22 protein-coding genes are annotated in these 19,806 nt (G+C 39.2%); all 22 read right to left on the bottom strand.

Annotated elements, in window-relative coordinates; all coding sequences use genetic code 11:
- Positions 1-5: 5 nt before the first annotated feature.
- The 22 genes from spoIVB to spoIIIAA all read right to left on the bottom strand — a co-directional run bounded on the left by spoIVB (position 6) and on the right by spoIIIAA (position 19,705).
- Positions 6-1,289: a SpoIVB peptidase gene (gene spoIVB, locus MUB24_RS00295; protein WP_244699679.1), complete on the bottom strand. Its 1,284-nt coding sequence runs from the start codon at positions 1,287-1,289 to the stop codon at positions 6-8.
- 212 nt (positions 1,290-1,501) lie between these two features.
- The gene (recN, locus tag MUB24_RS00290) at positions 1,502-3,190 is read right to left on the bottom strand and encodes a DNA repair protein RecN (protein WP_244699676.1); all 1,689 of its coding nucleotides are present in this window, start codon (positions 3,188-3,190) and stop codon (positions 1,502-1,504) included.
- Positions 3,191-3,427: 237 nt separating this feature from the next.
- On the bottom strand, positions 3,428-3,877 hold the full coding sequence (ahrC, locus tag MUB24_RS00285; RefSeq protein WP_244699672.1) for a transcriptional regulator AhrC/ArgR: 450 nt from the start codon (positions 3,875-3,877) through the stop codon (positions 3,428-3,430).
- Between the two features lie 250 nt (positions 3,878-4,127).
- On the bottom strand, positions 4,128-4,958 hold the full coding sequence (locus tag MUB24_RS00280; RefSeq protein ID WP_244699669.1) for a TlyA family RNA methyltransferase: 831 nt from the start codon (positions 4,956-4,958) through the stop codon (positions 4,128-4,130).
- A 4-nt stretch (positions 4,959-4,962) separates the two neighbouring features.
- Positions 4,963-6,855, bottom strand: a complete 1,893-nt coding sequence (dxs, locus tag MUB24_RS00275; RefSeq protein WP_244699666.1) for a 1-deoxy-D-xylulose-5-phosphate synthase — start codon at positions 6,853-6,855, stop codon at positions 4,963-4,965.
- A gap of 16 nt (positions 6,856-6,871) precedes the next feature.
- The gene (locus tag MUB24_RS00270; protein WP_244699663.1) at positions 6,872-7,480 is read right to left on the bottom strand and encodes a hypothetical protein; all 609 of its coding nucleotides are present in this window, start codon (positions 7,478-7,480) and stop codon (positions 6,872-6,874) included.
- Positions 7,481-8,154: 674 nt separating this feature from the next.
- On the bottom strand, positions 8,155-9,039 hold the full coding sequence (locus MUB24_RS00265) for a polyprenyl synthetase family protein (RefSeq protein WP_244699660.1): 885 nt from the start codon (positions 9,037-9,039) through the stop codon (positions 8,155-8,157).
- Positions 9,036-9,266, bottom strand: a complete 231-nt coding sequence (gene xseB, locus MUB24_RS00260; RefSeq protein ID WP_244699657.1) for an exodeoxyribonuclease VII small subunit — start codon at positions 9,264-9,266, stop codon at positions 9,036-9,038. The genes MUB24_RS00265 and xseB overlap by 4 nt, the downstream gene beginning before the upstream one ends.
- The gene (xseA, locus tag MUB24_RS00255) at positions 9,244-10,614 is read right to left on the bottom strand and encodes an exodeoxyribonuclease VII large subunit (RefSeq protein ID WP_244699654.1); all 1,371 of its coding nucleotides are present in this window, start codon (positions 10,612-10,614) and stop codon (positions 9,244-9,246) included. Before xseA ends, xseB begins: the two co-directional genes overlap by 23 nt.
- A gap of 90 nt (positions 10,615-10,704) precedes the next feature.
- Positions 10,705-11,571, bottom strand: coding sequence for a bifunctional methylenetetrahydrofolate dehydrogenase/methenyltetrahydrofolate cyclohydrolase FolD (gene folD / locus MUB24_RS00250; protein ID WP_244699651.1), 867 nt, complete (start codon positions 11,569-11,571; stop codon positions 10,705-10,707).
- Positions 11,552-11,983, bottom strand: a complete 432-nt coding sequence (gene nusB, locus MUB24_RS00245) for a transcription antitermination factor NusB (RefSeq protein WP_244699649.1) — start codon at positions 11,981-11,983, stop codon at positions 11,552-11,554. The genes folD and nusB overlap by 20 nt, the downstream gene beginning before the upstream one ends.
- A gap of 93 nt (positions 11,984-12,076) precedes the next feature.
- Positions 12,077-12,490 carry an Asp23/Gls24 family envelope stress response protein gene (locus MUB24_RS00240; protein ID WP_244699646.1) on the bottom strand — a complete coding sequence of 138 codons (414 nt, stop codon included), beginning with the start codon at positions 12,488-12,490 and terminating at the stop codon, positions 12,077-12,079.
- A 15-nt stretch (positions 12,491-12,505) separates the two neighbouring features.
- Positions 12,506-13,861: an acetyl-CoA carboxylase biotin carboxylase subunit gene (gene accC, locus MUB24_RS00235; protein ID WP_244699643.1), complete on the bottom strand. Its 1,356-nt coding sequence runs from the start codon at positions 13,859-13,861 to the stop codon at positions 12,506-12,508.
- 13 nt (positions 13,862-13,874) lie between these two features.
- Positions 13,875-14,345, bottom strand: a complete 471-nt coding sequence (accB, locus tag MUB24_RS00230; RefSeq protein ID WP_244699640.1) for an acetyl-CoA carboxylase biotin carboxyl carrier protein — start codon at positions 14,343-14,345, stop codon at positions 13,875-13,877.
- A gap of 153 nt (positions 14,346-14,498) precedes the next feature.
- The gene (locus MUB24_RS00225; protein WP_244699637.1) at positions 14,499-15,032 is read right to left on the bottom strand and encodes a SpoIIIAH-like family protein; all 534 of its coding nucleotides are present in this window, start codon (positions 15,030-15,032) and stop codon (positions 14,499-14,501) included.
- Positions 15,032-15,694, bottom strand: a complete 663-nt coding sequence (gene spoIIIAG, locus MUB24_RS00220) for a stage III sporulation protein AG (RefSeq protein ID WP_244699634.1) — start codon at positions 15,692-15,694, stop codon at positions 15,032-15,034. The genes MUB24_RS00225 and spoIIIAG overlap by 1 nt, the downstream gene beginning before the upstream one ends.
- Positions 15,687-16,295, bottom strand: coding sequence for a stage III sporulation protein AF (spoIIIAF, locus tag MUB24_RS00215; RefSeq protein WP_244699631.1), 609 nt, complete (start codon positions 16,293-16,295; stop codon positions 15,687-15,689). The genes spoIIIAG and spoIIIAF overlap by 8 nt, the downstream gene beginning before the upstream one ends.
- A gap of 16 nt (positions 16,296-16,311) precedes the next feature.
- Complete coding sequence (gene spoIIIAE / locus MUB24_RS00210) at positions 16,312-17,496, bottom strand: stage III sporulation protein AE (RefSeq protein ID WP_244699628.1); 1,185 nt, start codon at positions 17,494-17,496, stop codon at positions 16,312-16,314.
- A gap of 40 nt (positions 17,497-17,536) precedes the next feature.
- Complete coding sequence (gene spoIIIAD, locus MUB24_RS00205) at positions 17,537-17,917, bottom strand: stage III sporulation protein AD (protein ID WP_244699623.1); 381 nt, start codon at positions 17,915-17,917, stop codon at positions 17,537-17,539.
- A gap of 24 nt (positions 17,918-17,941) precedes the next feature.
- Entirely contained in the window at positions 17,942-18,145 is a 204-nt protein-coding gene (spoIIIAC, locus tag MUB24_RS00200; RefSeq protein WP_057983258.1) for a stage III sporulation protein AC, read from the bottom strand.
- 122 nt (positions 18,146-18,267) lie between these two features.
- Positions 18,268-18,783, bottom strand: a complete 516-nt coding sequence (spoIIIAB, locus tag MUB24_RS00195) for a stage III sporulation protein SpoIIIAB (protein ID WP_244699621.1) — start codon at positions 18,781-18,783, stop codon at positions 18,268-18,270.
- On the bottom strand, positions 18,776-19,705 hold the full coding sequence (gene spoIIIAA / locus MUB24_RS00190) for a stage III sporulation protein AA (protein WP_244699618.1): 930 nt from the start codon (positions 19,703-19,705) through the stop codon (positions 18,776-18,778). The genes spoIIIAB and spoIIIAA overlap by 8 nt, the downstream gene beginning before the upstream one ends.
- Positions 19,706-19,806 lie beyond the last annotated feature (101 nt).

Here is a 19,806-nt window from a genome sequence, read left to right as displayed (position 1 = left end):
CACCCTCAGCTAGCTTTTTCCATATCGTCTTTATATATATTGATACCCGCTTCATGTAACATCCATTCAATATGAACACCATACCCTGAGGTTGGGTCATTCACAAATACATGGGTGACAGCGCCAATTATTTTACCGTCTTGAACAATGGGACTTCCGCTCATTCCCTGAACGATTCCTCCCGTTTTTTTCAATAATTTGGGATCTACTATCTTCAATACCATTCCTTTTGTAGCCGGGAATTTCTGAGGGATCGTGCTTACGATTTCAATATCATAAGCTTCGACCTCATCGCCATCTGTTACAGTCAAAATTTGAGCTGGTCCCTCTTTTACTTGATTGGCTACTGCAACCGGGAGTGGCTTATCCATAATGCCATTGGTTATGGATTTACTTAATTTCCCAAAAATGCCAAACGGACTATTTGTCGTGATATTACCAATCACTTCACGGTTAGCGGAAAACCGAGCTAATTTTTCTCCAGGAGTACCATTTTTTCCTTTTTCAATCGCTGTAACGGTTGATTTAACAATTTGTCCATCATCGACAACAATTGGCTTTTTTGTATCCATATCTGAAATGACATGTCCTAATGCACCATATTTTTTTGATTTTGGCTCATAAAAGGTCATGGTTCCAATTCCTGCCGCTGAATCACGTATATACAAGCCTAATTTATATGTCTTTTCTTTATCATCCATAGCAGGTTGAAGAGATGTGTCAATTTTCTCTTCTCCTCTCTGAATGGAAATATCCAATGGTTCATTCTTTTTGCCAGCTTCATTCACAAATGGAGCTACCTCAGCCATATTATTAATTTTTTTTCCATTTATTTTGGTGATAATATCGCCTGTTTGGATCCCTGCTTCTTCACCAGGAGATCGCTTCTCTCCGCCTGCATAGACTAAATGATGTCCTACAACCAAAACACCAAGGGTATTTAGCTTAACACCTATCGACTGGCCGCCAGGATACACCTTTAGATCTTTTAAGACGTTAACATCCACTTTTTTTATCGGAATACCGGCGAATTCTAAAACCAATTGATCTGCGCCAGGCTGTTTGCCTTCCAAATAAATGGCCTCTCTGCTTTCCTTTAGGGAGACATTTTCGCCGTTTGAGTCTGTCACGCTCATGGCACTGGCTTTCGCAATCGATTGTTCTTGGCCCTCAAATAAAGTGATGTTTCCTGGTATTTGGATGAATTGATGAACGGGTTTGCTAAAACATAACATTAAAAGTGAAACAAGGAGAATTCCACCTATCGCTTTTCTAAACCAATCGTGCATGTACTTTTCACTCTCCTCGCTTTCTAGCCCACATCTTTAATTTAGCCTCCTTGCCCGCTATTTATAAGTGGAAGAAAGTAAAAAAGCTGTCCAATATAGGATAGCTTTTCAAGTTTTTTTTAAGAGGATGCAAAAAGTCCGGTAAAATGACACTACGAACTTCTTTGTTGGCTTGTTTTCGAACTTCTTGGACTTTTTTGTCCTCCTTGAACTTATTTTAGCTTCCCAGCAATTTCCAATAATTCCTTTGCATGCTCTTTCGTTAATTCTGTCGTTTCTGCACCGGAAATCATTCTGGCAATTTCATTTATTTTTTCTTGTTTTTGTAAAATGGTTAATTGAGTCTTCGTTCTTCCTGATTCTGCCTTCTTCGAAATCCAAAAATGCGTATCAGCCATGGCTGCTACCTGAGGCAAATGAGTAATGCAAAGAACTTGAGAGTGAAGGGAAATTTGAAATATTTTTTCGGCAATGGCTTGAGCGACCCTACCACTGACACCTGTATCCACCTCATCAAAAATAATCGAGGTAATCCCTTGATGTTTAGAAAAGATGGTTTTTAATGCTAACATGATCCTTGATAATTCTCCACCTGACGCAATTTTTGATAAAGGTTTTAACGGTTCTCCAGGATTTGTAGAAATATAAAAAACCACTTCATCTAAACCATCTTTTCGAAATTCCTTTTGATCGACTGCATCTGATTTAAAAACAGGCTTAAATACAGTTTTGTCCATATAAAGTTCTTTTAATTCCCGGTAGATACTGGTAGATAGCGTTTCGGCGCTCTGTTTTCTTAATTTACTTAAATATTCGCCCTCAATATATAAATCCTTTTTGATCGATTCTATTTTTCTTTCCAGTTGCTCCATTCTTGCCTCACGATTTGTTAAGGACTCCATTTCCTCTTCGATTTTTGCTCCATATTCAAGAATTTCTTCCATCGTTGCTCCATATTTTCTTTTCAATTGGTTGATTTCATGTAATCGACTTTCGACTTCATTTAACCTGTCAGGATCAAATTCCATACTTTCCAATTTATCCCTTAGGAGAGCAACCACATCCTCCAGCAAATAATAGCTGTTTGCTATGGTTTCATAAGACTCCGAATATTGTTCATCTAACTCTGCAGCACTCTCTAAATGCCCCATAGCATGTCCAATAAAATCCAAGCCACTTATCTCTCCTTGGAGACCATCATAGGCAGCTTTTAAGGAATCGTATATTTTTTCATAATTTGCTAATTGTCTTCTTTCTTGCATTAATTGCTCATCTTCATCTATTTTTAATTCGGCATTCTGGATTTCCTGCGATTGGAATTGTAACAGATCTAACCTCTGCGCAATTTGTTGTTCATTCAATTTAAGATCACGTAGTTGCTTAAGGGTTTTCGTGTATTTTGCATAGATTTCTTCATAATTTTTGTAAGCATTCGCAATTTTATCCCCACCAAATTGATCAAGCAAAGAAAGATGTTGCGATTCATTCATGAGCTCTTGATGCTCATGTTGGCCATGAATATCAATAAGGGTGCTTCCTATTTCACGTAAAATGGAGATGGTGACGAGTTTACCATTTATTCTACATACGCTCTTTCCATTATGAGATATTTCACGGCGTAAAATAAGCATTCCATCCTCTATATCAATTCCAAATTCACGGGCTTGTTGATAGCTTGGGTGATCTTGTGCGATATCAAATAAACCTTCAAGTTCTGCTTTCTTTTCTCCGTGACGGACAAATTCGGCTGAACCGCGGCCACCCACTAATAATTGCATGGCATCGATAATAATGGATTTACCAGCACCTGTTTCCCCCGTCAAAACCGTTAATCCTTTCTCAAAGGAAACAACGATTTCATCAATAATAGCAAAGTTTTTTATCGATAATTCTCGCAACATAATGAAATCCCTTCTTCCAAAAAATAGTGTTCAAAAAGGAGGATAAAAAGGACCAAGAAGTTCGAGGCGGCGCAGCTTCGAGCAGCGGACTTGTACAGGATGTACTGACTTCTGCGTTGCCCACAGGACGTGGGCGGGTTTAGCAGAAGATCCTTATCCTAATACATGAGCAGCGGAGAAGCAAGCCAACGAAGAAATTCGCTTATGTCTTTTTATCGGACTTTTTTGAACGTCCTTTTAAAGCATATCAATGAATTTCTGGTTAATGGTGATGGCATCTTCATTCGTACGACAAATAATTAAGCATGTATCATCTCCACATATGCTTCCCATAATTTCTTCCCAATCCAATTGGTCAATTAAGGCACCGACGGCCTGTGCATTCCCTGGTAGAGTTTTCATAACGATTAGATTTTGGGCGTAATCTATTCCGACGAATGAATCGGTCAGAGAACGTTTTAATTTTTGCAGTGGGTTAAAACGTTGGTCTGCTGGCAAGCTATATTTATAACGTCCATCTGGCAAGGGAACTTTCACTAAGTGAAGTTCTTTTATATCCCGTGAAATCGTTGCTTGTGTTACATTAAAACCGGCATTTTCCAATTGCTCTACGAGATCATCTTGAGTTTCAATTTCCTTTTTGCCAATCAATTCCCTAATTTTGATATGTCGTTGTCCTTTAGTCATTGGTATACCGCCTTCATTTTTTTATAAACCTGTATAATTATACTACATTATACAATAAAGTGAAACTTCATTCAGTGGGGGTTTTTTTCATTCCCCACTGAATGTTAGTTGAACGAATCGGGGATTTACTGGCAGTTGATCCCCCACTTGCAATTCTTGTTTTCCCTCGAATTCTCGAAGTGGGGGGTCTTACTGCCAGTTAATTCGGGATAAAATACTAAAAGAGGGATATCCAATGGATAACCCTCCGCTATTTACCTAATTTTTCATGTGCTATTTCAACGATTTCTTTTGGAGAAATCTTGAGAAGATCTTCTCCTTCTTCCTCTCGATCTATTCCAGGCCAGGTAAGATGGATCAAGAATTCAATATTGCCCTCTCCCCCCGTAATCGGAGAAAAAGATAAATTCTTTACATAATAGCCCTGTTGAAGAGCAAATAGTTTAATCTTTTCAATCACCTGCAAATGTGTCCCAGCGTCCCGAACAATACCTTTTTTTCCTACCTCTTCTCTCCCTGCTTCAAATTGCGGTTTAATTAAGGCAACGATATCGCTATTTGAACCCAACAATCCTTTTAGTACTGGGAGAATTAAAGTAAGGGAGATAAAAGAAACATCAATCGTTACAAAGCTTGGAATTCCCTTATTGAAATCCTCAGGCTTTACGTAACGGAAGTTTGTTCTTTCCATCACAACGACACGATCATCATTTCTTAATTTCCACGCGAGCTGGTTATAGCCTACATCTAGAGCATAGACCATTTTTGCACCATTCTGCAGGGCGCAATCTGTAAATCCTCCCGTTGATGCACCAATATCTAACATTATTTTTTCTTTTACAGTTAATTCAAATTCCTTTAATGCCTTTTCTAATTTTAAGCCGCCACGACTTACATATGGCAAAGGATTCCCTTTTATTTGGATAGGAATATCTTCAGGAACTTTTTCTCCCGGTTTTTCCAAGCGATTTTCATTAGAGTACACAATCCCTGCCATGATGGCACGCTTTGCTTTCTCACGAGTTTCTGATAGACCTCTTTCAACGAGTAATAGATCCAGTCTTTGCTTTTTTGCCTTCATACCCTTATGCCCTTTTTTGCTTAGCAGGAAGCATAGCTGTTAATTTGCTGATAATATGATCAGACGTCAATCCGATTTCTTTCCATAACTCCTTCACACTGCCATGTTCAATAAAGCGATCTGGAATTCCTATCCGATCAATGGTTGTATTCGTATACCCATGATCATGGGCATATTCTAAGATGGCACTTCCAAACCCACCTTGAAGCACAGCTTCTTCAACCGTTAATACAGGGCTTCCCATCTCAAAGATTTTTTCCAGCATCGCACCGTCAAGAGGCTTAATAAAGCGAGCATTCACGACTCGAACAGATATTCCTTGTTTTTCTAATTGATAAGCCGCTTCCATTGCCATCGGAATCGTTGTCCCAAAGGTCAGAATAGTGGCCTTTGCACCATCTTTGAGAATTTCCCAACTCCCAATCGGAAGCTTTTTATATTTTTCATCCATTGGAACACCATAACCATTACCGCGAGGAAATCTCATTGCGATTGGCCCATCATTATATTGATTCGCCGTATAAACCATATGTTGCCCTTCATTTTCATCCTTCGGCATCATAATCACGATATTCGGTAAAGATCGTAAAAAAGCGATATCGAACACACCTTGGTGGGTTTCTCCATCTGCCCCGACCAATCCTGCGCGGTCAATTCCGATAAAAACATTTAAATTTTGCCGACAAATATCATGCAAAACCTGATCATACGCTCTTTGCAAAAATGTTGAATAAATCGCAAGAAAAGGCTTCATTCCTTGTGTGGCCAGTCCTGCTGCCATTGTTGCAGCATGTTGCTCAGCAATTCCTACATCAAACATCCGATCTGGGAATTCCTTTGCAAAATTCTCAAGCTTTGAACCGACTGGCATAGCAGGTGTCACAGCCACAATTCTGTGATCACTACGCGCTAAGTTACGAACCGTCTCACTGACTAATGCACTCCATGATGGTGCTGTATTAACTGGTTTAATCAGATCGCCCGTTTCCATTTTATAGGGACCTGTTCCATGCCATGTTCCGACTTTATCATCTTCTGCTGGACTAAATCCTTTGCCTTTTTTCGTAATCACATGTAAAAGGACAGGACCATCCGTTTTTTTCGCATATCGAATATTCTCCAGTAAATCATCAAAATCATGTCCATCAATTGGACCCAAATAGGTGAAGCCTAATTCTTCAAAAAACATTCCGGAAACGAGTAAATATTTTAAACTATCTTTCACCCGTTCAGCTGTGGCAGCAAGTTTCCCCCCTACCGCAGGAATTTTTTTCAATAAATATTCTAATTCATCTTTCACCCACTGATATTTTCCTGCTGTTCTTAGCTTGCCAAGTACATTATTTACTGCGCCTACATTGGGGGCAATCGACATTTCATTATCATTTAAAATGACGGTCATATTCGTTTGACTATCGCCAATATGATTTAATGCCTCCAATGCCATTCCTCCTGTAAGAGCTCCATCTCCGATAACAGGAACGACAAAGGAATTTTCTCTTTTGATATCGCGGGCAATGGCCATTCCCATTGCAGCAGATAAAGATGTAGAGCTATGTCCTGTTTCCCATACATCATGCTTACTTTCCACCATTTTCGGAAAGCCACATAAACCTTTGTATTGCCTTAAAGTGTCAAATTGATCCGCTCGACCTGTTAAAATTTTATGAACGTATGATTGATGTCCGACATCCCAGATAATTTTATCTTTCGGACTTTCAAAACATTTATGGAGAGCTAAGGTCAACTCTACGACGCCCAAATTAGGACCAATATGTCCTCCTGTCCAAGATAATTTTTCTATTAAAAATTTGCGGATCTCCTCACTTAATTGCTGGAGTTCTTCTGTATTCATCGCTTTTAAAAAGGAAGGGTCTTTAATGGATAAAAGATCCAAATTGGATCACTCACTTTCATTTCTTGGTTTTTAAATTTGACTTCTTTTTCTTATGTTCTTTCAAGATAGAAATATGGATTTTTTCCTCAAGGAATTGCAGTACTCTCCCTACTTGGAAAATAATATTTTTTGAATAGGTAATCGCAAATGATTTACCAAATGCCTTACCTCCCACTGTAATCGCAGCTATAAGACTAGTTAAACCTACATTTAATCCATAATCAAGTGGGGAATTATTAGCGATATGAATACTTTGTGCTAATTGGATGACAACTAATGTTGTCGCTGTCCCACTAATGATTCCGGAAATATCACCGATCACATCATTACAGAAACTAGCAAAGCGGTCTGCATTTCGAACGATGCGAATAGAATATTTGGCCCCATACACCTTTCTCGCCGCCATGGAATGAAAAGGGGTTTCATTTGCAGCGGTGGCTGCAATTCCTATCATATCAAAAATAATTCCAATTAGGACAATAAAAAGCACTATAATGAGTCCGAACGTCCATGAAACCCCATGTAACGCTCCATTGGAAGCGATTGAAAAAATAGCCGCTAACACAAATGTGATAACGGCTATACTGATACTCCATCTCATTGATTTATGTATAATTTCTTTCATAATGGTTTCATTCCATCTTTCCATTTAGTGCGTTGGATGGTCATCATAAGAGTAAAAATTACGGCTTAGGTCCAGTAGGTTTTCCCAAACAAATACCGAATGTCACCATTCTGGCGGTTTCCCTTTAAATTTGTCTTGACAAAGTCGCCTTATGCCAGACTGGATTACCACTTAGTCCGCACTATAATCCTCTTATCATGTCATAGGAACAGTCTAGGAGATTTCCTCAGCAACCTTTAACCTGGCTCCTAGCCTCTTTTGCAAAGCAGATTTCATATGGACGGAAGAAATAAGAACGATGGCCAACCGTGTCTCGCTTCTTTAACCATAATCCCCTCTGACTTCACTCAAGGCAGGCTACGCTGCTAGTGATACCCTGAGTCACTTTGCAGGTCTATACTTCACTATTCATGCCATATACATACGGTATCTGAATAGCTGAAGCCTCCGCGGTAAAGGGTCTACGCCCACATGCCTTTGTGGATCGCCCTTACACCTTTACTCCCAGCTCCGACCCAAGGCTGGGCTCCTCAAGCCGGAACAAGGAACTTCATCGATATGCCCTTTAGTGAATTTTTAGGCCCACCTTCAGAACCGGTAGATTGACTAGAATACTGCACCATCCAACAATGTGGAGATATTATATCATATATTCTCAATTTTTGCAATCCTAATCAGGAGTCCCTCACAGCTATTAAATCCGTTAACTCTAGAAGCAGGTCTGTATTTTGCTTCGTTTGCAGCAGGGCATTTTTTGCTTTTTCAATGTGGTAAACTAATTGTTCCTTTGCACCCGTTAGAGTGAGGAGAGCAGGATAGGTACTCTTCGATTTTCCGTCATCACTGCCAACAGGCTTCCCAATAACATTTTCATCCCCAATCACATCTAAAATATCATCGCTTATTTGAAAAGCTAATCCTAGATGTTGGGAATATTTTTCAAACAATGTTAATTCTTTGGCATTCGCCCCGGCTATTTTTGCCCCCGCTAACACACTAAATGTTAGTAATTTTCCTGTCTTATGCTGGTGGATATATTCTAGATCTTTTATATTCGGTTCCTTCTTTTCAGCCTCAATATCAGCAACCTGTCCCCCAACCATTCCTTCTGGTCCGGCGTTTTTCGCCAATAACTGAATCAGCCAAATTTTATTATTGTCCGTCAATCTTGAATCGTTCGCAATCAACTCAAAGCTGTACGTTAAAAGACCATCCCCTGCCAAGATAGCTAGAGCTTCTCCGAATACTTTATGATTGGTCGGTCTCCCACGTCTTAAATCATCATCATCCATACTTGGTAAATCATCATGGATCAGAGAGTATGTATGAATCATCTCTAATGCACAAGCCGAAGACAATCCGTCTTCAGGGTCTTTCCCATACGCATAAATGGTAGCAAATAGTAGAAGAGGGCGGATTCTTTTACCGCCAGCCATTATAGAATATTTCATGGCTTCTTTTAAGGCATCTGGAGCTTGTAATCTTTCAATCTCCTCAACAAGTTTGTTATCAAGTTTCTGTCTGTACACGTTCAGTAATGGTTCATTACGTATGCTCAATCTTGCTCCTCCTCTTGGAGATGAAAATCCTCCTCTCCATGATCTGTTAAAACCTTTGTTAACTGTTCTTCCGCATTTTTTAACTGATCATGGCAAAATTTTGAATACTCCATTCCTTTTTTATACATGCTTAGCGCTTCTTCGAGTGGGATATCTCCTGTTTCAAGACGACCTACTATTTTTTCTAACTCAGCCATTGCTTGTTCAAATGTGATCTTTTCCGCCATTTTTTTCACCCTTCTTTGCATAGTCCACTGTACAATGGTAATGCCCATCCATCACTCTTACCATCATTTTTTCACCTGCTTCTACTTGATCCGTATCTTTTATGAGTTTTCCTTCCTCCGTATAGGCCACACTATACCCGCGCTTTAAAATATTTAAAGGACTTAGGGCATCCAATTTTGAAACCTTGTGAACAAAATCATTGTTTTTCTGTTTCCATACCATTTGCATTTGAGTTTTTAATCGTCCATGTAGATAACTTAATTTCTCTTTGTGTAACTGTATTTTTGTTGCAGGATGATGGGAATGAAGTACTTGCTCTATTTTTTTAAATTGATCCATTTTCTTTAATAAAAAACGTTCTTGCGCTGTGTATAGCTTTTCTCTCCACCTATCTACCGTTTCCCATTTCTGTTCATAAATTTTATGGGGGTGACGAAATAGATAGGATTGCTCTAAGTAATTTAATTGTGTTTGTTTCGATCGAATGGCTTCTGCCATCCCCCTGTTCAACCGATTTTGCTGGTTTAGAAGGCGCTCCATTAACTCCTCTACATGTGGCACAGCAAGCTCTGCTGCCCCAGTCGGCGTTGGAGCCCTCAAGTCCGCAACAAAATCTGCTATTGTAACATCTGTCTCATGGCCAATGGCAGAAATAACAGGTATCGTTGATTGGAAAATGGCTCGTACGACCGGTTCTTCATTAAAAGCCCAAAGCTCTTCGATTGAACCGCCGCCTCTGCCCACAATGAGTACATCGATATCTTTACGTTTATTGGCTGCTTGAATGGCTGCGACAATCGATTTTCCCGCCTGTTGTCCCTGCACAAGGGCGGGAAAAATAAATATTTTTCCGATTGGATATCGCCGCTGAATCGTTGTCATAATATCCCGAATAGCTGCACCAGTAGGAGAGGTGATGATTCCAATTTTTTGTGGATAAGACGGAATCGGTTTCTTATGGGAAGCATGAAATAGTCCTTCCTTTTCCAAATTTTCCTTCAGTTGTTCATAAGCGAGAAATAATTCACCAATTCCATCTGGCAACATTTCCTGAACATAAATTTGGTATTGGCCACTGTGCTCATAGACCGAAATATTTCCTTTAATCAATACATGCATACCATTTTCAGGGTTGAATTTCATCATTTTTGCAGAACGGGAAAACATGACAGCCATGATTCTCGCTTGATCATCTTTTAATGTAAAATATAAATGTCCACTTGTATGTTTTTTAAAATTGGAAATTTCTCCTTTAACGAACACATTCATTAAATGAGGATCGGCATCAAATTTTCTTTTTATGTATTTTGTTAACGCTTGGACAGATAAATAGGATGGATGCTCCATTCTTTTGTCACCTTCTATTCAACAAGAAAAGCTGCATTCCATCTTCTGGATAACAGCTTTTCCGTTCACTTATCTCTATTCTACTCGTTTTTATCCCTGATTGCGATAGTTTAATTTATTTTTTGCGGATTGAACCGTATTATATAATAACATCGTAATCGTCATGGGACCTACCCCTCCTGGAACAGGTGTAATGGATCCCACTTTGCCTGCTACATCTGTAAAATCCACATCCCCACATAATTTCCCGTTTTCATCCCGATTCATACCAACATCAATGACAACTGCGCCTTCTTTCACATAATCCGCCGTAATCATTTTCGCTTTTCCAATCGCAGCTACTAAGATATCTGCCTCCCTTGTATAGGAAGCTAAATCATCTGTTTTAGAATGACAATAGGTAACGGTCGCATTCTCGTTTAGAAGCAATTGTCCCATTGGCTTTCCGACTATATTACTTCTTCCAATAATGACGGCATGCTTTCCAGTAATGGAAATCCCCTCATACTTTAACATTTGCATGATGCCAAAAGGAGTACACGGCAAAAATGTATTTTGGCCTGTCATCATTTTTCCAATATTAATCGGGTGGAATCCATCCACATCTTTTTCAGGGGAAATCGTCTCAATGACTTTCGTTTCGGAGATATGGTCGGGAAGTGGCAATTGGACGAGGATACCATGAATATCGTCCCGATTGTTTAATTCCTCAATATGATTTAATAACTCTTTTTCTGTTACACTCTCTGGAAGCTCCATTAGTACGGATTCCATTCCAATCGCTTTACAGCTTTTTTGTTTGTTCGTCACATAGGTCCGCGAAGCCTGATTATCGCCTACTAAAATAACGGCGAGGCCAGGTTTGACCCCTGCTGCCACTAATTCTCCCACCTCTATTTGGAGGTTTTTTCTTGTTTCTGCGGCTATTTTTTTTCCATCAATCAAATGGGCTGTCATCCTCTTCCTCCCCTGAACGCTTTCTCTCATTTTCTTCTTTTGCTTTGGATAGAATGCCATTAATAAATTTTCCTGAATGATCATCGCCAAAAATTTTCGCAATTTCAATGGCTTCATTGATCGCCACGTTTTCTGGTACATCCTCATTAAATAAAAGCTCATACATTCCCATTCGCAAAATGGTGATGTCTACTTTAGCGAGACGATCCAATGTCCAATTTTCCAAATGCTTTTGAATTTCCGCATCAATTTGTGGTAGATGTTGAATCGTCCCTTCTACCAATTGCTGTAAAAAAGAATCATTTTGTTCTTCTTCCAGTACATTTGCAATTGCCTCTTTCACTTCAATCCCGCTTATATTCATCTGAAACAAAGCTTGTAATGCTTTCTCACGTGCTGTTCTTCTTTTCATTTACTATGAAATCTCCTTTAGGCCCGCAGGATGGGTCAGGACGGCGAAGACATTCGGATGTGGGAAATCCTTTGGCTCGCCGCGCTTCTCTTATTATTCCTCATACCCTATTTCAAGATCCGCTTTTTGTGTTTCAAATGCTACACCAACAATATGAATATTGACCTCTTTTGCTTCCAGTGCCGTCATATTATAGAGTGTTTGTTGGATATTATCCTGTACTTTTTGGGCAATCGTCGGGATCGAAACACCAAAATTCATTAAACAAAACACATCTACTTTAATCCCTTCTTCTGTTAGTTCTACCCGAATGCCTTTTCCATGATTTTTCTTTCCCAGCTTTTCAACGACTCCGCTTGCGAAATTGCCACGCATTTGGGCAATTCCATCTACTTCAGAAGCAGCAATTCCTGCAATGACTTCAATGACTTCAGGAGCAATTTCAATTTTACCATGGCTTTGTTCATTATCCTGAGTCATTTCCAACATATTCATTGTCTCTTCCATGTTTTGCACCTCCAATTATTTTTGACCCATTACATCATGGATTTCTAAAAACTTTGTATTAAAGTCTCCATTTACGAATGTCTCATGCTCCAATAAGTTTAAATGGAATGGGATTGTTGTTTTAATTCCTTCAATAACAAATTCCTCTAGAGCGCGCTTCATTTTGGCGATCGCTTCTTCTCTCGTTTTTCCATAAGAAATCACCTTTGCTACCATTGAATCATAGTAGGGAGGGATTGTATAGCCTGGATATACACCTGAATCCACTCTTACTCCTGGACCGCCCGGGGCTAGATACATTTCAATTCGGCCAGCGGAAGGCATGAAATTCTTTTCAGGATTTTCAGCGTTAATTCTACATTCAATCGACCAGCCGCGAAACTCCACTTCTTCCTGAGTAAGCGTGAGCTTCTTACCCGATGCTACATGGATTTGTTCTTTGATTAAATCTATACCTGTCACCATTTCTGTAACTGGATGTTCCACTTGAATACGTGTATTCATTTCCATGAAATAAAATTCCTGACTTGTACGGTCATAGATAAATTCAATCGTACCCGCACCCGTATATTCCACAGCTCTAGCAGCCTGAATAGCCGCCTGCCCCATCTTTTCTCTCGTATCCGGATTGATTGCCGGGGAAGGAGTTTCCTCCAATAATTTTTGCAGTCTTCTTTGGATCGAGCAATCTCTTTCACCAAGATGAATGATATTTCCAAACTGATCCGCTAATACTTGGATTTCCACATGGCGAAAATCTTCTATATATTTTTCGATATAGACACCTGGATTACCAAATGCCGTCTCAGCTTCTTGCCTTGTAATCTTAATTCCCTTAATCAATTCTTCTTCGGTGCGAGCCACCCGAATGCCTTTTCCGCCACCACCAGCCGTTGCTTTAATAATGACCGGATACCCTATTTCATTTGCCAGTTCAATGGCATCCTCCATATCTTCAATAATGCCGCGAGACCCCGGAACAATGGGTACACCCGCTTGTTTCATTGTTTCCCTTGCCGCATCTTTTGTTCCCATTTTCGCTATAGCATCTGGACTAGGTCCTACGAAAATAATATTGCAAACACGGCATAACTCAGCAAAATCAGCATTCTCAGCTAAAAATCCATATCCTGGGTGAATCGCATCACAGCCTGTTAGTTTCGCGATTCCTACAACATTTAATGTATTTAAATAACTGTCCTTTGAGGCATTTGGTCCAATACAATAAGCTTCATCAGCTAGTTGCACATGAAGAGCCTCATGATCTGCTTCTGAATAAACAGCAACAGTTTCAATGCCCATTTCTTTGCAGGCTCTAATAATTCTTACGGCAATTTCTCCTCGATTGGCGATTAATAATTTATTTATCATTCACGTATGCTCCTTACTTTTGCTTTACCAAAAATAACGGTTGACCATATTCAACCAATTGACCGTCCTTGACAAGGATTTCTACTATTTCACCTTCAACTTCCGCTTCTATTTCATTAAATAATTTCATGGCCTCTATAATGCAAACGATTGAATCTTCTTTTACTTCGGAGCCCACTTCGACATAAGCAGGAGTATCAGGAGAAGATGCCTGATAAAATGTGCCTACCATCGGGGAAACAATTTGATGGAATTGATCCGAGTGAACGGCTGATGATCTTTCTTCCTCTTTATTTTGATGATGAGTAGGTTGTTGTACAGCAACAGATGGAACTGGAGCTTGCACAGGCTGCTCCTGAACGGTTTGTATACTTGACCTTTTTTTCAATTCTACCTTTGACCCTTCGTGTTCATAAACAAATTCTTCTATCGAAGATTGATCGATTAATTTTATGATTTCACGGATTTCTTCTATTTTCAACATAATGACACTCCTTAGGATTTATGAGTAGCTGCTAATATCATAATATAATACTTAATAAAAATTCAATGCTGGATCTCTTTATTCTTAAAAAAATCATGAAAAATCCGTATTGAATAGAAAATGGACGGATGAGTTTCCCCCTCCGTCCTACGCTTACTTCGTATCAAATTCGATATTCGGTATATAGCTTGTGCTAATTTCATCCTTTATAGTTTTTAGAATTTGAACTGCATCTGCTGCTGTATTTTCTTCTGCTTTCACCCTAATATTAATTTCGTTATCTTCGATTGTGACTAATGCATCACTATATCCTAATCCTTTTACACTTTTTTCAATCGTCTGTTCTTTGACAGCAAGTTCATCAATTTTTTCCATCTCATCGTATAATTTATTTTTTTCTTCTGCTGTTAGATCATCAGCAGCTACTTTGTTCGTTAAATCCATTTTCATTTCACTACGTTTATCCGCCAAATCCATTCTCATCGCTTCATAAACTTCATCTCCAGCTGACTTTGTCATGATTTCTAAATCCTTACCATTTGTTTGCTTGCTAGCATCCTCAGTACCTTCTTCTCCACTTGTCGCCAAATCATTTGCTGGTGGCTCTTGCAGAACATAATAAACTGATAAGACAACCACAAGACTTAACATCGTTAATAGCCAAACCGTTTGCTTCTTTAAAAGCATTAAGATTCCCCCTTAGATTTTTTTGGAATAACCGTAACTTGATGGACTGGGACATTCAAGGCTGCCGTTACAGCTTCTCGGATCCACTTTTTTACTTGGATATTTTCTGCCCCCTCCGCCACAACCAAAACACCTTGAATTTCGGGTTTTTTTATTTCGGAAGTAAGGGGCGTCTCCTTATCCCCATTTTGAATAATCACAAGCTGATCTTCTTTCGATTGATCTTCAACCTCCCTTGTTCCCCCGTTTTTATCCCCTTCACGGGTCGTTTGATTTCTTAAAGTTGTATTTTTTTCATATACTTTTCTTTCAGTCCCGGATACATTCACAATCACGGTCACACTTTGAACCCCAACAATAGATTCCAACGCTTCTTTTAACCGATCCTCATATTGCTCTTCAAATCCCTTCATCCCATTAATTGGGTCGAGATTTTTACTAGAGGTTTCAGCGCTGTCACTAGAGGCCGTTTCATCTAAAACAGCTGTTGGCTGTTCGTTCACATCATTTTTCCACAGGCTGCCCATGATCATAAATAAGGCTCCTAAAGCAAGTAACACGAGAAGATAAGAAGTTTTTCCGCCGTTTTTTCCGGGAGGCTTTTGTGTAAGGTTCTCTACTTTTTCTTTTATCCAATCAAAAGGATTATGATTCTTACCCATCTTTTTCAGGTTCCTCCCCCGAAACTATTTCAATAATCTTTTCAGGAATTTCCCATCGTTCAGATAGTAAATTTCTTATTTCGTTATATGGACTACTTTCCTTAGGCTTTTCTTCCTTTGTGTTAATCACGATTGGTTCTACATTCTCTATTCCGTTTTCGGAAGGGGTAACATGAACCACCACCTGATTTATCTGCTCTTCTGGTTGATCCATATTGGCATCGGCAGAGATTTGAATGTCCTTAATAACTAACTGATAATGATCCATCAACTCCTTTTCCACTTCCTTTTTCATTTGGACAGCCATCTGCTCTAATGTATATGCATGCTGTGAGGCTTGTATCTCTTTTTTTTTCTTTTCTAGCAAATTTTCTGTAGATTGTTCATTTGCCTCGATTTTTGTTGCGAAGGAATTCAAAACTTTCTCATAATCGACGGATAAGAGTTTAAACAAAGGAGTAATAATGATCGAAATTAAAAGCAGGCCTATCACGAGTTTTGCGTATTTTTTCATATTTGTTTCAGGTAAAAGCATGTCAATAATCATAGACAGGAGTAGGAAGATGATAATATTAAAAATCCAATCGGTAATAAACTCCAATGATATCCCCTTCTTCTTATCTAACCATCATTGTGATATTGCCTGAGGTTATAATAATTGTTAGACTGATAAAAAACATAAATGAAACGATTGCGAGCGAAGCAAACACATACATCATGCTATTACTCACCACATTTAGACAGGAAATAACGGGCCCATCACCAAGTGGTTGTAACAATGCTGCTGATAGTTTATAAATGAATGAAATCACCAATATCTTCATAGCAGGAAAAGCTGCAATTAAAAGAATGATCAGCACACCGGCAATGCCAATTGTATTTTTCAATAATACGGATGCCGACAGCACCGTATCAGCCGCATCCGTGAACATTTTCCCAACGACCGGAACAAAATTACCAGTGACAAATTTGGCAGTTTTAATCGCAACCCCGTCTGCCACAGCGGAGGCGGCCCCCTGTATAGAGATGACTCCTAGCAGGATCGTAATGAAGGCGCCAAGAATTCCGACACTTGCTTTTTTTAATAAGCCAGCTAATTGGGAGACCTTTATTTGCCCATTTAAAGTATTCGCTATGCTTAATAAGGTGGAAAGAAATAGTAAAGGCAAGACACCATTTTTAATAATCAAACTACTAATATTCACAAGAAACACGAGAATGGGATGGAAAAATCCTGACGAAGTAACACCTCCGGAAGAAGCAATCAATGCAAGTAAAAGTGGCAATAACGCCATAATAAATTGACTCATATTATCAATCGCCTCTATTGCATATTCACTCGCAACTCGAAAGCTATTAAGGGCAATAATAATTAGGACCATAAAGATGATGGAATAGGCTACCTTACTGACTGCACCTTGTTCAAAGGCATTATGAAGAGATTGTAAAAAAACACTAAAAATGGTTAAAAGCATAAGAGTCCCCAAAAGCTTGATATTCAGCGATATTTCTTGCACAATAAAGGCGATAATTCCATTGACCCAAGCCTGGATAGAGGAGGACTTGTCCCCCTTTATAAATTCGAGAAGTGTTCCCCTTTTGCTTTCAGGTAAATAACTCCCATAATTCTCCACAATCTTGTCCCAATACCCGGTTAATTCTTCCAGGCCTAAATCATCCATATAGCGATCCAAAGTGCCTTCTATTTCATCCTCTGCCGGTTGCACTTCTTGAGCCCCTGCTTGTATAGGTCCAATGAAAAGAAGAAACATTAATAAAAAGATCCGATGCCAGAATTGCATCTATTCCACTCCGTTCTTCGAATGCTTTTTGAACATCCCCTTAGGTGGGCATCATCGCGAGTATCGTTTCGATTAACACCGTCAAAATCGGAACTGCCATCGCTAAAATTAATATTTTACCGGCTAATTCTACCTTCGCTGCAAGAGAACCTAATCCAGCATCCTTGCTAATATGAGCAGTAAATTCAGCAATATAAGCAATTCCGATGATTTTCAAGATCGTTTTCACATAGAGTGAGTTGACATGGGCATTGGCTGCAAGCGTGTTAATCATCATAATGATTTTTTGAATTTGGTCGACTAGAAAAAGGAAAATGCCCGTTCCTGTAAATAACACAAGCAAGAAGGCAAAACTTGGCTTTTGCTCCTTAATTGCTAATGCAAGAAATGTCGTAATGAGGGCGATCCCTGCAATTTGCAAGATAACAATGACGGATTCCCCCTATCACTGAAATAAAAATACGGAGCGAATTTTTTGAAATAGTCCATCAACAATGGTTACAACCATAAATAAAATATAAATAAAGCCAAAAAGTGTCACCCATTGGGCATATTCTTTTTTCCCTACTTGGTCAAGGATCGTATGCAAAAAAGCTACGACGATGCCTACCCCAGCAATTTTGAAGATGACATCTACTTCTATGCCCATTCTCATTACCTCCTATTTAGGAAAAAGCAAGTATCCAACTCTCCAGCTCGTGCAAAATCGCTTAATTATTGGGCGGCTTTGCTTATCAATATCGTGCAGCACATTAATCTTAATTGGCTCCCTTAAATTAGTAGAATCACAATGAGAAGACCTGATAAAACGCCCAAACTTCTCGCCATTTTTTCATACATTTTTTGTTTTTCATGTGCCTCTTTTTCTACCCGTTCTAAATGATTTAATGTTAAAACAATCTGCTTTTGTTGTGATTCTCGATCATGCTTGCCAAGATTTACTCCAAATTGTTGCAGGATTTCAAATTCATTTTGTTTTAAGGCGGTTCGCTTCCATGTTTCCTTTAATGCGGCTTCCCATGCTTGAATCACTGTGATATCCTCTTCGTTCAAAAGATCAGCAAATCTTGCGTAATGATCGGAAATCGGTTTGGACAGTTGCTTTGATATTTTGATACAGGCCTCCCCAAGCGGGGTATGCCCATACATAATTTCAGCCTCTAAAGTCTCCAGTGACGCTGCAAACAACTGTAATTGTTTCGGTCTTTCACTTAATCTTCTCGCTATTTCAAATCCTATAAAGGTAGTGGCTCCAAGAATGAAAAAAGCACCAATGAATTTAAGCATGGCGAACGAATCCTTTATACTCCATTGGCTGTCCATTTGAATCTTTAATCGCTATCGTTGTACCAGGACCATTGATCCGCGATAATTCAATAAATCGATCAAATACTTGCGCTTGAATAATTTTCTGTAATAAGGGCCTTTTTTTCACTTCCTCAAGAGAGTGACCATGGGTCGTCATCATTAACGTTATTCCCGCATTGACAGCTTCCATAATGGCCGTCCTGTCCTCTTCCCTCCCAATTTCATCCACAACTAGAACATCTGGACTCATCGAGCGAATCAGCATCATCATCCCCTCTGCTTTCGGACAAGCATCTAATACATCCACCCTTTGCCCAAATTGAAGTTGGGGTGTCCCATGCACACAACCAGCAATTTCCGACCGTTCATCGACAATCCCCACTTTAGCGGCGGAAATTCCGCGTTCAGAATATCCACTTGAAATGATTCGCGCTATATCTCTTAATAAAGTTGTTTTTCCTGTCTGTGGCGCGCCGATGATCATCGTATTTTTCCACTGTTTTTGAAATAGAAAGGAGAGATATTTTTCTGCAATGCCTATTTTCTCCCTTGCGATTCTTATATTGAACGATGCTAAATGGCGAATCGCTTTCACTTGACTATTTTCGAGAATAACCTTTCCAGCGAGACCAATTCGATGCCCACCCTCGATTGTCACATAACCTTTTTTTAATTCTTCATCAAGTGTATAAAAAGAATGATTCGCCAGCTTTGCGATAAATTGTTCCGCATCTATTTTAGTGAAAATATAAGGGAGAAAATGAGGATTCCCTTTTGAAGCTACCTCCACTTGCCGACCAACTCGCAATCTGATTTCTTCTATCTCATTCCACTTTTGATCAGGAAATTGCGTGATTAAATCACTAATTCGGCGAGGTAGTATTTGCATCACTGTTTTCATTGTGCTCCTCCCCTTCTATCATTCTCTATCTAATATGTATTCAGCTTGTCTATAAATATGAGATATCCTATTAGAAAAAATACAATAAAAAAAAACGGGGA

Origin of the sequence: Lederbergia sp. NSJ-179, from assembly GCF_022867885.1 — a bacterium.
Classification (GTDB): domain Bacteria; phylum Bacillota; class Bacilli; order Bacillales; family Bacillaceae_C; genus Lederbergia.
This window is presented reverse-complemented; position numbering and strand designations above follow the sequence as displayed.

What these genes read in the sequence shown, in the direction of transcription:
- xseB (WP_244699657.1), bottom strand. Translation starts at nt 9,266, where the DNA reads ATGGCGGAAAAGATCACATTTGAACAAGCAATGGCTGAGTTAGAAAAA.
- spoIIIAG (WP_244699634.1), bottom strand. Translation starts at nt 15,694, where the DNA reads ATGGGTAAGAATCATAATCCTTTTGATTGGATAAAAGAAAAAGTAGAG.
- spoIIIAA (WP_244699618.1), bottom strand. Translation starts at nt 19,705, where the DNA reads ATGAAAACAGTGATGCAAATACTACCTCGCCGAATTAGTGATTTAATC.
- MUB24_RS00280 (WP_244699669.1), bottom strand. Translation starts at nt 4,958, where the DNA reads ATGAAGGCAAAAAAGCAAAGACTGGATCTATTACTCGTTGAAAGAGGT.
- MUB24_RS00240 (WP_244699646.1), bottom strand. Translation starts at nt 12,490, where the DNA reads ATGGAAGAGACAATGAATATGTTGGAAATGACTCAGGATAATGAACAA.
- nusB (WP_244699649.1), bottom strand. Translation starts at nt 11,983, where the DNA reads ATGAAAAGAAGAACAGCACGTGAGAAAGCATTACAAGCTTTGTTTCAG.
- xseA (WP_244699654.1), bottom strand. Translation starts at nt 10,614, where the DNA reads ATGGAGCATCCATCCTATTTATCTGTCCAAGCGTTAACAAAATACATA.
- spoIVB (WP_244699679.1), bottom strand. Translation starts at nt 1,289, where the DNA reads ATGCACGATTGGTTTAGAAAAGCGATAGGTGGAATTCTCCTTGTTTCA.
- MUB24_RS00270 (WP_244699663.1), bottom strand. Translation starts at nt 7,480, where the DNA reads ATGAAAGAAATTATACATAAATCAATGAGATGGAGTATCAGTATAGCC.
- spoIIIAC (WP_057983258.1), bottom strand. Translation starts at nt 18,145, where the DNA reads ATGGGCATAGAAGTAGATGTCATCTTCAAAATTGCTGGGGTAGGCATC.
- folD (WP_244699651.1), bottom strand. Translation starts at nt 11,571, where the DNA reads ATGACAGCCCATTTGATTGATGGAAAAAAAATAGCCGCAGAAACAAGA.
- spoIIIAE (WP_244699628.1), bottom strand. Translation starts at nt 17,496, where the DNA reads ATGCAATTCTGGCATCGGATCTTTTTATTAATGTTTCTTCTTTTCATT.
- recN (WP_244699676.1), bottom strand. Translation starts at nt 3,190, where the DNA reads ATGTTGCGAGAATTATCGATAAAAAACTTTGCTATTATTGATGAAATC.
- MUB24_RS00225 (WP_244699637.1), bottom strand. Translation starts at nt 15,032, where the DNA reads ATGCTTTTAAAGAAGCAAACGGTTTGGCTATTAACGATGTTAAGTCTT.
- accC (WP_244699643.1), bottom strand. Translation starts at nt 13,861, where the DNA reads ATGATAAATAAATTATTAATCGCCAATCGAGGAGAAATTGCCGTAAGA.
- accB (WP_244699640.1), bottom strand. Translation starts at nt 14,345, where the DNA reads ATGTTGAAAATAGAAGAAATCCGTGAAATCATAAAATTAATCGATCAA.
- spoIIIAB (WP_244699621.1), bottom strand. Translation starts at nt 18,783, where the DNA reads ATGCTTAAATTCATTGGTGCTTTTTTCATTCTTGGAGCCACTACCTTT.
- ahrC (WP_244699672.1), bottom strand. Translation starts at nt 3,877, where the DNA reads ATGACTAAAGGACAACGACATATCAAAATTAGGGAATTGATTGGCAAA.